This window comes from Gilvimarinus sp. 2_MG-2023 (genome assembly GCF_030547685.1).
Taxonomy (GTDB): domain Bacteria; phylum Pseudomonadota; class Gammaproteobacteria; order Pseudomonadales; family Cellvibrionaceae; genus Gilvimarinus.
The window spans coordinates 44075-57641 of sequence record NZ_JAUOQM010000020.1; the positions used below are offsets into that span (position 1 = coordinate 44075).

10 protein-coding genes are annotated in these 13567 nt (G+C 51.2%); 3 read left to right on the plus strand and 7 right to left on the minus strand.

Annotated elements, in window-relative coordinates:
• Window positions 1–176: 176 nt before the first annotated feature.
• From Q4526_RS04200 to Q4526_RS04215, 4 genes are all read right to left on the minus strand, one after another.
• Complete coding sequence (locus Q4526_RS04200; RefSeq protein ID WP_215975647.1) at window positions 177–1508, minus strand: cellulose binding domain-containing protein; 1332 nt, start codon at window positions 1506–1508, stop codon at window positions 177–179.
• Between the two features lie 638 nt (window positions 1509–2146).
• Window positions 2147–2497, minus strand: a complete 351-nt coding sequence (locus Q4526_RS04205; RefSeq protein ID WP_215975648.1) for a hypothetical protein — start codon at window positions 2495–2497, stop codon at window positions 2147–2149.
• Window positions 2498–2671: 174 nt separating this feature from the next.
• A complete protein-coding gene (gene ssb, locus Q4526_RS04210) occupies window positions 2672–3247 on the minus strand; it encodes a single-stranded DNA-binding protein (protein ID WP_215975649.1) in 576 nt (191 codons plus the stop codon).
• A 100-nt stretch (window positions 3248–3347) separates the two neighbouring features.
• The gene (locus Q4526_RS04215) at window positions 3348–4706 is read right to left on the minus strand and encodes an MFS transporter (RefSeq protein WP_215975650.1); all 1359 of its coding nucleotides are present in this window, start codon (window positions 4704–4706) and stop codon (window positions 3348–3350) included.
• A 171-nt stretch (window positions 4707–4877) separates the two neighbouring features.
• On the opposite strand from Q4526_RS04215, the gene uvrA reads away from it, so the two are divergent.
• The 3 genes from uvrA (at window position 4878) to Q4526_RS04230 (ending at window position 11362) form a co-directional block, all read left to right on the plus strand.
• Complete coding sequence (gene uvrA, locus Q4526_RS04220) at window positions 4878–7733, plus strand: excinuclease ABC subunit UvrA (protein WP_215975651.1); 2856 nt, start codon at window positions 4878–4880, stop codon at window positions 7731–7733.
• Window positions 7734–7988: 255 nt separating this feature from the next.
• Entirely contained in the window at window positions 7989–10217 is a 2229-nt protein-coding gene (locus tag Q4526_RS04225) for an NADP-dependent isocitrate dehydrogenase (protein ID WP_215975652.1), read from the plus strand.
• 173 nt (window positions 10218–10390) lie between these two features.
• Window positions 10391–11362: a glutathione S-transferase family protein gene (locus Q4526_RS04230; RefSeq protein ID WP_215975653.1), complete on the plus strand. Its 972-nt coding sequence runs from the start codon at window positions 10391–10393 to the stop codon at window positions 11360–11362.
• Between the two features lie 99 nt (window positions 11363–11461).
• On the opposite strand, the gene rplQ is transcribed toward Q4526_RS04230, so the two are convergent.
• From rplQ to rpsD, 3 genes are all read right to left on the minus strand, one after another.
• Window positions 11462–11848 carry a 50S ribosomal protein L17 gene (gene rplQ / locus Q4526_RS04235; protein WP_215975654.1) on the minus strand — a complete coding sequence of 129 codons (387 nt, stop codon included), beginning with the start codon at window positions 11846–11848 and terminating at the stop codon, window positions 11462–11464.
• A gap of 72 nt (window positions 11849–11920) precedes the next feature.
• Complete coding sequence (gene rpoA, locus Q4526_RS04240) at window positions 11921–12910, minus strand: DNA-directed RNA polymerase subunit alpha (RefSeq protein WP_215975655.1); 990 nt, start codon at window positions 12908–12910, stop codon at window positions 11921–11923.
• 26 nt (window positions 12911–12936) lie between these two features.
• A complete protein-coding gene (gene rpsD / locus Q4526_RS04245; RefSeq protein ID WP_215975656.1) occupies window positions 12937–13557 on the minus strand; it encodes a 30S ribosomal protein S4 in 621 nt (206 codons plus the stop codon).
• Between the last annotated feature and the right edge of the window lie 10 nt (window positions 13558–13567).

Sequence of the window (13567 nt, forward strand, 5' to 3'; positions counted from 1 at the left end):
ACTAAGAGGCGCCACCTTTAATTTGTGGATGTCCTTTATTTTCTTTCTCTCTAAAAGAATTGTTTGAAGAATAAAAAAACCGATATCACATCATTGATATCGGATTTTTCAGTCTTTCGGCCGACTGCAATACTTAAATTAACAGCATTGAAATTTTTTAAGGCTTTATGCTGATTTCATCGAGAAGCACAAAAGCCGATAGAAGAGTCAGTCTGTCCAGGTTGTAGCGTGTTATTCCAGGAAAGGCCCGACAGAGTGAGTGCAGATCCACTTTGATTATAAATGCCATTCCACAAGTTATTGATAGTACCTTCAACTTCAAGATCAACTGCCCACAATTCAGCGCTGCTACCACTATTTGTTATGAGAATGTTTGCACAGTAGCCGCTACCCCAATCATTGTTGATGGTATATATCGCGGTCACGTCGTCAATATTTGAAGATGAGGAGTCTGCCTCTTTTACAGATAGTTGTAATACAGGATTTGAATGCAGTTGTGTATTGGCAGCATATTCATCGCTGGAATAACGCAAGCACAGGTAGTTTTGGTTGAAATCTTCAAGCTCGATACTCGTTTCATCTAATTGAATTTCATGAGTCCCGAGGCCAAGGGAAGTTGGATTGTAATTGCCCAAATATATGCCGTGATCTGCTGCGGCTTCACTGTCCAGGAAGTGTTGAAAATTCAGCAAATCAATTTCCACATTACTGGTATTGTTAGAAAACCCCGCCACATACAAACTAATAGAGGCATCTACGACCTCGGTAAGCTGAGTGTCTACATAATGACAAGCAATAGAAACTTCTTTTAAAGCATTGAATGTCCTCACACTGAGGGAGCTGGGATTTTCTGTGATCTCCTCAAAAATTCCATCAACGTCGTTGTCTATCAGTTTTGTGCTTAAAGAAGAGGCAATATTTAAATTCTCAGCCTCACTGGGCGGTGCCTCCACTACGGTCATTTCAAGTGAAGGGTTCGCTTGTAGCTGTGTGTTCACGGAACTCGCACTTGCCTCAAAACGTAAGCATAGATATGAGTTATCATTAAACTGGACTGTATTCAATGTGTCGGAATCTAAGCTAATGCTGTGAGAGCCTAATCCGAGAGCGGTCGGATCGTAGGACGCTATAGTTATTGCCGGGGAAACTGTACCTTCTGGAAAAAATGCAGAGCTACTACTAAACGCGTTAATATTTACTGGGTTACTATTGCTCGTATAACCTGCAATTTGAATAGACAGTGCTGCGCTGTTAACATCGTAACTGTCCCCCTCAAAATAGTAGCAGGCAGTTGAAACTTCCTGAAGTATCGAATCAAATTTTCTTACACTCAATGAGCTCGGCTGCTCAGAAATGGTTTCGAAATCTCCATTTGAATCACTATCCAAAAACTTCGCACTCCCTTCGGGGTACAACAATACCAAATCCTCTCCAGTGGCAAATTGCGCAAGTGTCAGCATCAAAGCTAGTGAGAGTATTAGGGGGTAAACTCTAATGGTTGATATCATTATTAATTCCTTTTTAATTTAATATTAAGATTGATCTGTGTTACGTACAAGTTGTGTGCATATGGGGATAGAAAGTACACACCACAATTTGTCCTTTTGCGGAAGCATTATACGCAAAATACTCTCATTTGTTGGCCGCTCAAATTCAGCTCAATTCCTCATTATCACTGTCGAATCAATATATCGGGCAGGCACAATTTGGCGCGTTCCGTGCCTGTCCAGAAAATTTATGGGTGTTTTAGGCGGTCAGATGGGGATCTCATTAGGGCGCGAAGACAACACATTTTATGCCGCCTTACAGACGCCGGATATATGTCTTCGTTACCGCCATCTTGGTTAAATGCCGGTTAATCAGGACGTGAGGTGTTAAGTTACAATCAATTTCTCAAATGATTTTAAGAAAAAGGGATTTATTTGTTTGACAGTCGTGGAGCGTCCATATATGTCCTATTTTTTATTTCTATTTTTTCCAGAGAAACGAAATGGCTGCTCAACAATACTCACAGTTTCGGTCAGCTCACCGAAGGGCGTGTAATCGGCTTGCCACACCACGGTGAGAGGCATTGGTCAGCGCCCTGGGTGTGCTTAAGTGATCATTACGGTAGGAGAAACAAGGGGCAGCCCCTAATTATTTGGTATTACTCTGGAGAAACCTCTCCCGCTAAGTCTTCCGTTTTTTGTTTAATACTTTTCTTTCTGAGAAAGAAGATAACAAGCAATAAAATCCAACCGATAAGAGGCATTACTAAAGGCGAAATAACCACCGCCAAAAGTCCTATTGAAGCCTCCCTTACTGGCCTTGGCGATGTAATTGAAAAAAAATAAGCCAATGTCCATATCACGAAATACGCCAAATTTGCCCCGATTGCTTTAGTAAGGCTGATATTTGCCACTTCCGGCATTGCTACATAAACTAAATATCGAGTGACAATAAGATAGGCTACGCCTATGAACATAAGCATATGCACTGTTAACTTTTTAGAATCCATTTTAAAGAACTTCCTTAGCAAAAAATCTAGTTAATCACTGGGTATCAATAAAGTCAAACACCCCTCTGACATTTATTCTTTTCTCTCCCCAAAAAACCATAAAAAAAGGCCACGCAATACGTGACCCTTTTTAATCTTAGAAACATTTTTTACAATTAAGGTCTTAGGTGACCTCTAAAAAGGAATCTCATCATCAAACGAGTCAAACCCACCGGCGGGCTGTTGTGGCGCTTGCTGAGGAGGCTGCTGAGGTGCTTGCTGCGGTGGCTGGCCCTGTGGCTGGTTATAGCCGCCTTGGTTTTGGGGTGCCTGGTTTTGGGGTGCCTGTTGTGGCGCTTGATTTTGCCCGCCGTAGTTTTGGCCACCGCCTTGGTTGTAGCTGTCTTGATTGTAGCCTGAGTTGTCGCCACCGCGAGAGTCGAGCATTTGCATTTCACCAGCCACAATCTCGGTGGTGTAGCGATCTTGACCGTCTTGGCCCTGCCACTTGCGAGTGCGCAGTGAGCCTTCGATATACACCTTGGAGCCTTTGCGCAGATACTCACCGGCAATTTCGGCCAGGCGGTTAAAAAATACTACGCGGTGCCACTCGGTGCGCTCTTGCGGCTGACCGGTGTTTTTGTCTTTCCAGGACTCGGAGGTCGCGACGCTGATATTGGTGACGGCGCCACCGGAGGGCATAAACTTGGTTTCTGGGTCTTGCCCCAGATTACCGACCAAAATGACCTTATTAATGCCGCGCGATGCCATATCGTTCTCCTGAAGTTCTCGTGTCTTTTTCGAATGGTTGGTTCAATATATCGGGTGTTGAGCTTACACTATTGCAGCCGCTATCACTATAACGCTGGTCTCAGAGCCCCAGCAGCCGATTGATTTCGGTGCGATTAACGCCGGCGGAATCCACCTTGAGATAGACCATATCCTCGCTCGGCACCACCAATATTTCGGCCACCGCTTCGACCCCCGCCAGCTTTTGCTCAATCTCTTCTGCGCTGCGACCGGCCAAGGGAAAGAGCATGCTGGCGAGATACCGCGGGGGCGACATCGACCGGGCCACCAACCACCACAGGGCAACCACCAGTGCGCACAGCGCCAACACCCAAAACACGCCCGCCAACTGCAACACCACGCCGCCCAATGCACCGCCACAAAAAGCACCGGCAAATTGAGCCGTGGAGTAAATGCCCGTGGCCGTGCCCTTGGAGCCCGCCGGCGCCATTTTGCTCACCAGAGACGGCAAAGTCGCCTCCAATAAGTTAAACGCCATAAAAAACCCGAACAAGCCAATGAGCCACCACACCATTGCTTTTGGCGCCAACATGAGCCAGACCAGCGATAGCCCTATCAACCCAATGGCCAACAAAAACACGGGTTTTATCTGGCGGCGTTTTTCGGCAACAATAATAAATGGCAGCATGGCCAAAAAGGACAATCCCAGAATAGGTAAATACACCCACCAATGGTGGGCCCGAGCCAAACCCAGAGGGCCATTGAGCACCACCGGCACCACCACAAAGCTGGCCATCAGGACAAAATGCAGCGCAAATATACCGGCATTTAGGCGCAGTAGTTCTTTGTTTTGCAAGGTATGCCAGAGTAGTTGCGGCACGGCCCCGGATTCGCGGCGACGCTTCAAACTGGGAGCAACCGAGGGTACCAAAAACACGACAACAAAGATCCCGACTAGGCCGAGCGCAGCGGTCACCCAAAAAATCAGGCTCAACCCACCCAGACCGGCCAGGGCCGGCCCCAAAACCAACGCCAGTGCGAAAGACACCCCAATGCTGGCGCCAATACTGGCCATGGCTTTAGTGCGATTTTCGTCGGCGGTCAAATCGGTGACCAGAGCCATCACAGCACTGGCGATGGCTCCCCCCCCTTGCAGTAAACGCCCCAGAATTAAGCCCCATACCGAGTCGGCCAGTGCGGCAATGACTGAGCCTGCGATAAAAATCAGCAAGCCGCCAATAATAACGGGCTTGCGACCAATTTTGTCGGACAAAACACCAAAGGGGATTTGCAGCAAGGCCTGTGAGGCTCCGTAAGCGCCCAGCGCCAACCCCAACAGGGCGGCACTGGCGCCGGTATAGCTCTCGCCGTACAGGGTGAGCACCGGCAGCACCATAAACAGCCCCAGCATGCGAAACGCATACAGCGAGGCCAGCGCCGAGACTGTGCGGCGCTCAAAGGTGGACGGATTGGGGCTCAAAGCTAACCTATCGTGTTATGGCAGCGCGATTGGAAGACTCTTGATACGCCGCGAAAGAGCGGAATTCTACCACCACTATCGCGACCAACCAATCACTGAAACTACACAATACAGATGCAGCGCTCATGCCGTATAATGATGGGTTTTCCGACGTCCCCACAGGTGAGCTTTTTGGATACGATTTTTGTACGCGGCGCCCGCACTCATAATTTAAAGAATATCGACTTGGATATTCCCCGCGATAAGCTGGTGGTCATTACCGGTTTATCGGGCTCGGGTAAATCGTCTCTGGCGTTTGACACTCTATACGCCGAGGGCCAGCGCCGCTACGTCGAATCGCTCTCCACCTATGCCCGCCAGTTTTTGTCGATGATGGAAAAACCCGACGTCGACCATGTTGAGGGTTTGAGCCCCGCCATTTCCATCGAGCAAAAGTCCACCTCGCACAACCCGCGCTCTACCGTGGGCACCATTACCGAGATATACGATTACCTGCGTTTGCTGTTTGCCCGGGTGGGCGAGCCGCGCTGCCCCACGCACAAACAGCCGCTGGCCGCGCAAACCATTAGCGAAATGGTGGATACCGTACTGGCTCTGCCCGAAGGCACTAAGCTGATGCTGATGGCACCGGTGGTGCGCGACCGCAAAGGTGAGCACTTACACACCTTGGAGAGTTTGCAGCGCGATGGCTTTATTCGTGCTCGCATCGACGGCATTCTGGTTGACCTAGATGATGCCCCAGAGCTGGATAAAAAGAAAAAACACACCATTGAAGTGGTGGTCGACCGCTTTAAAGTGCGCGACGATTTACAAGTGCGCCTGGCGGAGTCATTCGAAACGGCACTGAATTTATCGGAAGGGCTGGTCAGCATCAGCTATATGGACGGTGAGCAAGACGACCGGCTGTTCAGCGCCAAACACGCCTGCCCAGTGTGTGACTACAGCTTGAGCGAGCTGGAACCGCGCTTGTTCTCGTTTAACAATCCCGCCGGCGCCTGCCCCACCTGTGATGGCCTGGGGATTAAACAATTTTTCGATGAGAGCAAGGTTGTACTCTTTCCCGAGGCGCCCCTGTCGCAAGGAGCCATTCGCGGCTGGGATAAACGCAACATTTATTACTTCCATATGCTGACGGCACTGGCCGAGCACTACGGCTTTGATGTCGACACTCCCTGGAACGAATTACAGGCCGAACACCGCAAGGTGATTCTCACCGGTTCCGGCAGCGAATCCATCAGCTTTAACTACGTCAATGAGCGCGGCGATGTGATTAAGCGCAATCACACCTTTGAAGGGGTGGTGCCTAACCTAGAGCGGCGCTACCGCGACACCGAATCGGCCAGTGTGCGCGAAGAGCTGGCCAAGTATTTATCCACCCAGCACTGTCCCAGCTGCCATGGCGCTCGCCTTCGCGAATCCGCACGCAACGTGTTTGTCGATGAAAAGACCTTGCCCGAGCTGGCAGATATGCCGGTGGGTGAAGCTCAAACCTATTTCACTCAACTGACGTTCGAGGGTGCCAAAGCCGGCATCGCCGATAAAATTCTAAAAGAGTTGCGCGATCGCTTCCAATTTTTGGTAGATGTCGGGCTAAATTACCTCACCCTGAGCCGCAGCGCCGATACGCTTTCTGGCGGGGAAGCCCAACGCATTCGATTGGCCAGCCAAATTGGTGCGGGCCTTGTGGGCGTGATGTACATTCTCGACGAGCCCTCCATCGGCCTGCACCAGCGCGACAACGAACGCCTATTGAAAACCCTGACCCACCTGCGCGACTTAGGCAACACGGTGATTGTGGTTGAGCACGATGAAGACGCCATACGCCTGGCTGACCATGTGATTGATATTGGCCCGGGCGCGGGGGTTCACGGCGGCGAAGTCATTGCCGAGGGTACCGTGAACGACATTATGGCCAATCAGAACTCTCTGACCGGCCAGTACCTATCAGGCGGCAAAGAAATTGCCGTGCCCACAAAGCGCGTCAAAGCCGACGCCAAGCGCACTCTAAGCCTAACCGGTGCCCGCGGCAACAATCTGCAAAATATCGATTTAACACTGCCCTTGGGGCTGATGACTTGCGTCACCGGTGTGTCCGGCTCGGGCAAGTCCACCTTGATTAACGCCACGCTTTACCCGGTAGCCGCCACCGAGCTCAACGGCGCCACGACCTTAAAGCCCGCCGATTTCGACACCATAGAGGGCATGGACCAGCTGGACAAATGCGTCGACATTGACCAGAGCCCCATCGGCCGTACGCCGCGCTCCAACCCCGCCACCTACACGGGTATTTTTACTCCGGTGCGCGAACTGTTTGCCGGCACTCAAGAGGCCCGATCGCGCGGCTACAAGCCTGGGCGCTTTAGCTTTAATGTCAAAGGCGGCCGCTGCGAGGCCTGCCAGGGTGATGGGGTCACCAAGGTGGAAATGCACTTTTTACCGGATGTGTACGTCCCCTGCGATGTCTGTAAAGGCAAGCGCTACAACCGCGAAACTCTGGAGATCAAATACAAAGGCAAAAATATCCACGAGGTATTGGAGCTCACCATCGAAGAGGGGCGCGAATTTTTCGACGCCATACCGGCGGTGGCCAAAAAGCTACAAACCCTAATGGATGTGGGCCTGAGTTATATTCGCCTGGGGCAGGCAGCCACCACCCTTTCGGGCGGTGAAGCACAACGGGTGAAGCTGGCCAAAGAGCTGTCCAAACGCGATACCGGCCAAACCCTGTATATTTTGGACGAACCCACCACCGGCCTACACTTTGCCGATATTCAGCTGCTGCTGGATGTGCTGCACCGCCTGCGCAACGACGGCAACACGATTGTGGTGATTGAGCACAACCTGGACGTCATCAAAACCGCGGACTATATCGTCGATCTGGGCCCCGAGGGCGGCAGCGGCGGCGGCCAGATTATCGCCACCGGCACCCCGGAAGAAGTCGCCAAAAATAAAAAATCCCACACAGGCCACTTTTTGGCACCCATGCTCAAAGCGGCACGGCAAAAAAACCAAGCCAAAACACCCTAAGATACACCACCGCCACTTGGGCCGGGCATAGAGTAAATATCCCGGCCTAAGTGCGAACTTTGCCTCTTGCTGGTATAATTCGCGCTCCTCCAATACAGAGGCTTATTGTCGTATTGATTGGCCATCACAAGTGGCCAATTTTAGGATCAGCGTTGGGCGCGGGAATGCGCGTACTGCCGCCCGAAATGGAACGATTTCGGCCCGTCCCCGCTTTTCCGGCCTCTGAAGATACCCTCTTTAAATACAGGTAACAGAATGGCTACATCAGATTCCAAAATCATCTACACCAAAACCGACGAAGCTCCAGCCCTGGCCACCCAGTCGCTGCTGCCCATTATTGAAGCGTTCACCAAGGTTTCTGGTGTTGGCATTGAGCTGAAAGACATCTCATTGGCTGGCCGTATCATTTCTCAGTTCCCCGAGTATCTGACCGAAGATCAACGCCAGAGCGATGCATTGGCTGAGCTGGGCGAACTGGCTAAGCAGCCCGAAGCGAATATCGTTAAACTGCCTAATATCAGCGCGTCTATCCCGCAGCTGAAAGCAGCTATCAAAGAGTTGCAAGATCAGGGCTACGCCCTCCCCGATTACCCGACCGAACCGAAAACCGACGAAGAAAAATCCGTTGCCGCTCGCTATGACAAAGTCAAAGGCTCTGCGGTAAACCCTGTACTGCGCGAAGGCAACTCCGATCGCCGCGCACCGGCTTCGGTTAAAGCTTACGCTCGTAAAAACCCACACTCGATGGGCGCTTGGGACAAAGACTCTAAGTCACACGTTTCGCACATGAGCGAAGGCGACTTTTACGGCAGCGAAAAATCGGTCACCCTGCCTGCGGCCACCACCGCCACTATTGAGCTCGAAAAAGCCGACGGCACTAAAGACGTTTTAAAACAAGGCCTCGCCCTGCAAGCCGGTGAAATCGTTGACGCCGCCGTCTTAAGCGCCAAGTCACTGCGCGCCTTTTTGGCCGATGCCATCGCCGATGCGAAAGAGCAAAACGTACTGTTCTCGCTGCACATGAAAGCCACTATGATGAAAGTCTCTGACCCTATCATCTTTGGTCACGCGGTCAGCGTTTTCTACAAAGACTTGTTTGACAAGTACGCCACCGAATTTGCCGAGCTGGGTGTTGACCCCACCTACGGTTTTGCCGATGTGATCAGCAGCATCCAAAAACTGCCCGCTGACAAACGCGAAGCCATTGAAGCTGATATTAAAGCGATTTATGCCGCCGGCCCAGAAATGGCCATGGTGAATTCCGATAAAGGCATTACCAACTTGCACGTCCCTAACGATGTCATCATCGATGCTTCTATGCCGGCGGCCATCCGCTCATCCGGTAAGATGTGGGGCCCAGCGGGCACTCTGCAAGACACCAAATTCACCATTCCCGATCGTTGCTACGCCGGTGTTTACGCTGAAACCATTGAGTTCTGTAAGCAAAACGGTGCCTTTGACCCCACCACCATGGGCAGCGTTCCTAACGTAGGCTTGATGGCGCAGAAAGCCGAAGAATACGGCTCACACGACAAGACTTTCGAAATCTCTAGCGCCGGCACCGTACGCGTGCTCGATGCCGACGGCAATACTCTATTGGAGCAAACCGTCGAGGAAGGCGATATCTTCCGCGCTTGTCAGGTAAAAGATGCACCGATCAAAGACTGGGTTAAGCTTGCGGTCAACCGCGCGCGTGCTACCGGTAATCCTGCTATTTTCTGGCTGGATAAAAACCGTGCCCATGACGCCGAACTGATTAAGAAGGTAGAGGCTTATCTGCCTGAACACGACACCGAAGGCTTAGACATCCGCATTCTGTCACCGGAAGAAGCGACCCGCCTGACACTGCAACGCACCAAAGACGGAGAAGACACCATCTCGGTCACCGGTAATGTATTGCGCGATTACCTGACCGATCTGTTCCCGATTTTGGAGCTGGGCACCAGTGCCAAAATGCTGTCTATCGTACCGTTAATGAACGGCGGCGGCCTGTTTGAAACCGGTGCGGGCGGCTCTGCCCCCAAGCACGTTGAACAGCTGACCGACGAAGGTCATTTGCGCTGGGATTCACTGGGTGAATTCTTGGCTTTGTCTGCATCACTGGAGCACTTCAGCCAAGTTAACGACAACGCCAAAGCCGGTATTCTGGGCGCCGCTCTGGATAGCGCTACTGGTAAATTCCTGGACGAAAACAAATCGCCCAGCCGTAAAGTTGGCGAAATCGACAACCGCGGCAGCCATTTCTACTTGGCTCTGTACTGGGCAGAAGCCTTGGCCAGCCAAGCTGAAGACGCCGAGCTTGCCGAGCGCTTTAAAAAGGTGGCAACCGACTTGGCCGCCAATGAAGCTAAGATTATCGAAGAACTCAACAGCGCCCAAGGCAGTCCGGTAGATATCGGTGGTTACTATAAAACCGACGACACCAAGGTCGCGGCCGCTATGCGCGCCAGCAGCACCTTAAACGCAATAGTAAACGCGCTGTAAATCGCCTACTTACCTTTGCTGAAAAACCGGAGCTCTGCTCCGGTTTTTTTTTGCCCCAAAAATACCGTCGTATACATTCATCGATAAATTCAATCAAACCCGCCTAACCAGTCTGTGGGTGGACTCTGTTATTTACGCTAAGCTTGGTCGAAAGACGTAGAAAGGAGTAAATCATGGGCTTATTAGTAGAAGGCCAGTGGCAAGACCGTTGGTACGACACGCAAAAGAGCGGCGGCAAATTTGTCCGCCAAGAAGCCACTTTTCGTCATTGGATTACTGCCGACGGTAGCGCTGGCCCCAAGGGTGGAGATGGCTTTAGAGCCGAAAAAGGGCGTTACCACTTATATGTTTCTTACGCCTGCCCCTGGGCACACCGAACGTTAATTTTCCGCGCCCTTAAGGGTTTAACCGACTGGATCGGTGTTTCAGTCGTCCACCCACTAATGCAAGACAACGGCTGGACGTTTAACCCCAATGAAAAAGTCGTACCAGACCCTATTCACAACGCTCAATATCTATACCAAATTTACACCGCCGACACCCCGGACTTTACCGGTCGTGTGACCGTACCTTTACTGTGGGATAAACAACTAAAGCGCATTGTCAGCAATGAATCAGCGGATATTATTCGCATGTTCAATCAAGCGTTTGACCACCTAGGCGCCGCTCAAGGCGACTATTACCCGCAAGCTTTACACAGCGAGATCAACAGCGTTAATAACAGGGTTTACCACACCGTCAACAACGGCGTTTATCGGGCAGGCTTTGCCACCACTCAAGAAGCTTATAACGAGGCCGTTAGCGAGCTGTTTGACAGCCTAGAGTGGCTAGAGGGAATTCTGTCGCGCAACCGCTACTTAACCGGGTATAAGATTACAGAGGCAGACTGGCGGCTTTTTACCACACTCATCCGGTTCGACGCCGTTTACCACGGCCACTTTAAATGCAATTTAAAACAAATTGCCAACTACCCTAACCTATCAGCTTATATGCGCGAGTTGTACCAATGGCCTGGGGTAGCCGACACTGTGCACTTTGACCATATCAAATCACACTATTATCAAAGCCACACAACCATTAATCCCACAGGCATAGTGCCTAAAGGGCCTATTCTCGATTTAAACGCAGCACACGGGCGCGATTAAACCCATCGCGAAAGGCCATTTGAAACAAAAAATCCACACGCACAAAAACACAAAAAGCCGGCAAGCCGGCTTTTTGTGTTTGCGATGAGAAAGTCGGTGTTACTCGACTTCTGCCGCTTCTTCAACTGCAGGACGATCAACCAACTCGACGTAAGCCATGGTAGCTTTGTCGCCGGTACGCAGACCGCACTTCATAATACGCAGGTAGCCACCAGGACGTGACTCGTAGCGTGGGCCCAGCTCGGCAAACAACTTACCTACCGCTTTTGGGTTACGCAGACGAGCAAACGCTAAACGGCGATTGGCTACGCTGTCGCTCTTTGCCAAGGTAATCAGAGGCTCAGCGTAACGACGCAGCTCTTTTGCCTTAGGCAAAGTGGTTTTAATCAGTTCGTGCTCAACCAGTGACGCTGTCATGTTGCGAAACATGGCTTTGCGATGTGAACTGTTACGATTCAGTTGACGGCCACTATGACGATGACGCATGACGCTAAATCCTTCACTTATGATTGCTTCACAGCAATCTCGTTAACCCGCGCAAACGCGGGACTGAATTAATTAGTCTTCGTTGCGCAGGCTGGCGGGTGGCCAGTTTTCCAAACGCATACCGAGAGACAAACCGCGCGAGGCAAGTACGTCTTTGATCTCGGTCAGAGACTTTTTACCCAAGTTCGGAGTTTTTAACAGCTCAACTTCTGTGCGCTGAATCAAATCACCGATGTAGTAGATATTTTCCGCTTTTAGGCAGTTGGCCGAACGAACGGTCAGCTCCAGATCATCCACCGGACGCAACAGAACAGGATCAATCGCCTCTTCTTTTTCTTCCGGTTGTGACTGGCTTTCACCTTCGAGGTCAACAAACACCGCCAGCTGCTGCTGGAGGATAGTCGCTGCACGACGGATAGCTTCTTCGGGGTCCAGGGTACCGTTGGTCTCCAGATCCAAAATCAGTTTATCCAGATCGGTACGCTGCTCAACACGAGCGCTGTCTACACTGTAGGCAACACGACGCACTGGGCTGTAAGAAGCGTCCAATTGCAGACGACCAATTGCGCGGTTTTCATCTTCCTCCTGACGACGGGCGTCAGCAGGCTGATAACCACGACCGCGAGCAACGGTTAAACGCATGCTTACGGTGGTGTCGCCAGTAATGTTGCAGATCACGTGCTCGGGGTTTTTAATCTCGATTTCGTGGTCTACTTGGATATCACCGGCAGTGACGACACCCGGACCTTTTTTGGTCAGGGTCAGAACTGCCTGATCCTTGCCGTGCATAACAACGGCGACGCCTTTCAGGTTAAGGAGGATTTCAATAACATCCTCACGTACACCTTCAATATCGCTGTACTCATGCAGCACACCGTCGATTTCGGCTTCCGTAATGGCACAACCGGCCATTGAGGAGAGCAGAATACGACGCAGCGCATTGCCCAGAGTATGTCCGAAACCACGTTCTAGCGGCTCCAGCACGACCTTGGCGTGGGTCGGGCCGTTTTCGGTTACGTCGATATGACGCGGAGTCAAAAATTCGTTTACTGCAGTCTGCATAGCCACACCTGTTAACGGTTAATCCCTTACTTGGAGTAAAGCTCTACGATAAGGTTTTCGTTGATTTCAGCCGGCAAGTCGCTGCGCTCAGGAACGCGCTTAAAAGTGCCTTCCTTTTTGTCAGCGTTGACTTCAACCCACTCAACATCAGCGCGCTGGCCTGACAGAGTCAGAGCGTTCTGGATGCGAAGTTGGTTTTTAGCCTTCTCGCGGATGGTCACAACATCACCTTCTGCTACTTGGAAAGAAGCAATGTTAACGGTTTGGCCATTAACAACAATCGCCTTATGCGATACCAACTGACGAGATTCGGCGCGTGTAGAACCAAAACCCATGCGGTATACAACATTGTCCAGACGACATTCCAGCAGCTTCAACAAGTTCTCACCGGTAGCGCCTTTACGACGAGCGGCTTCTTTGTAGTAAGCACGGAATTGCTTCTCGAGCACACCGTAGGTGCGACGTACTTTTTGTTTCTCACGCAGCTGTACACCGTAATCAGACAGGCGTCCACGGCGTTGGCCGTGCATACCTGGAGCGGTTTCCAGCTTACATTTTGAGTCCAGCGCGCGGGCACCACTTTTTAGAAAAAGATCAGTACCTTCGCGACGGGCCAGCTTACATGTTGGTCCAATATAACGTGCCATTAGTTTGCCC

Coding starts and splice junctions, on each gene's coding strand:
- Q4526_RS04200 (WP_215975647.1), bottom strand. CDS start 1,508: ATGATATCAACCATTAGAGTTTACCCCCTAATACTCTCACTAGCTTTG.
- Q4526_RS04205 (WP_215975648.1), bottom strand. CDS start 2,497: ATGGATTCTAAAAAGTTAACAGTGCATATGCTTATGTTCATAGGCGTA.
- ssb (WP_215975649.1), bottom strand. CDS start 3,247: ATGGCATCGCGCGGCATTAATAAGGTCATTTTGGTCGGTAATCTGGGG.
- Q4526_RS04225 (WP_215975652.1), top strand. CDS start 7,989: ATGGCTACATCAGATTCCAAAATCATCTACACCAAAACCGACGAAGCT.
- Q4526_RS04230 (WP_215975653.1), top strand. CDS start 10,391: ATGGGCTTATTAGTAGAAGGCCAGTGGCAAGACCGTTGGTACGACACG.
- rplQ (WP_215975654.1), bottom strand. CDS start 11,848: ATGCGTCATCGTCATAGTGGCCGTCAACTGAATCGTAACAGTTCACAT.
- rpoA (WP_215975655.1), bottom strand. CDS start 12,910: ATGCAGACTGCAGTAAACGAATTTTTGACTCCGCGTCATATCGACGTA.
- rpsD (WP_215975656.1), bottom strand. CDS start 13,557: ATGGCACGTTATATTGGACCAACATGTAAGCTGGCCCGTCGCGAAGGT.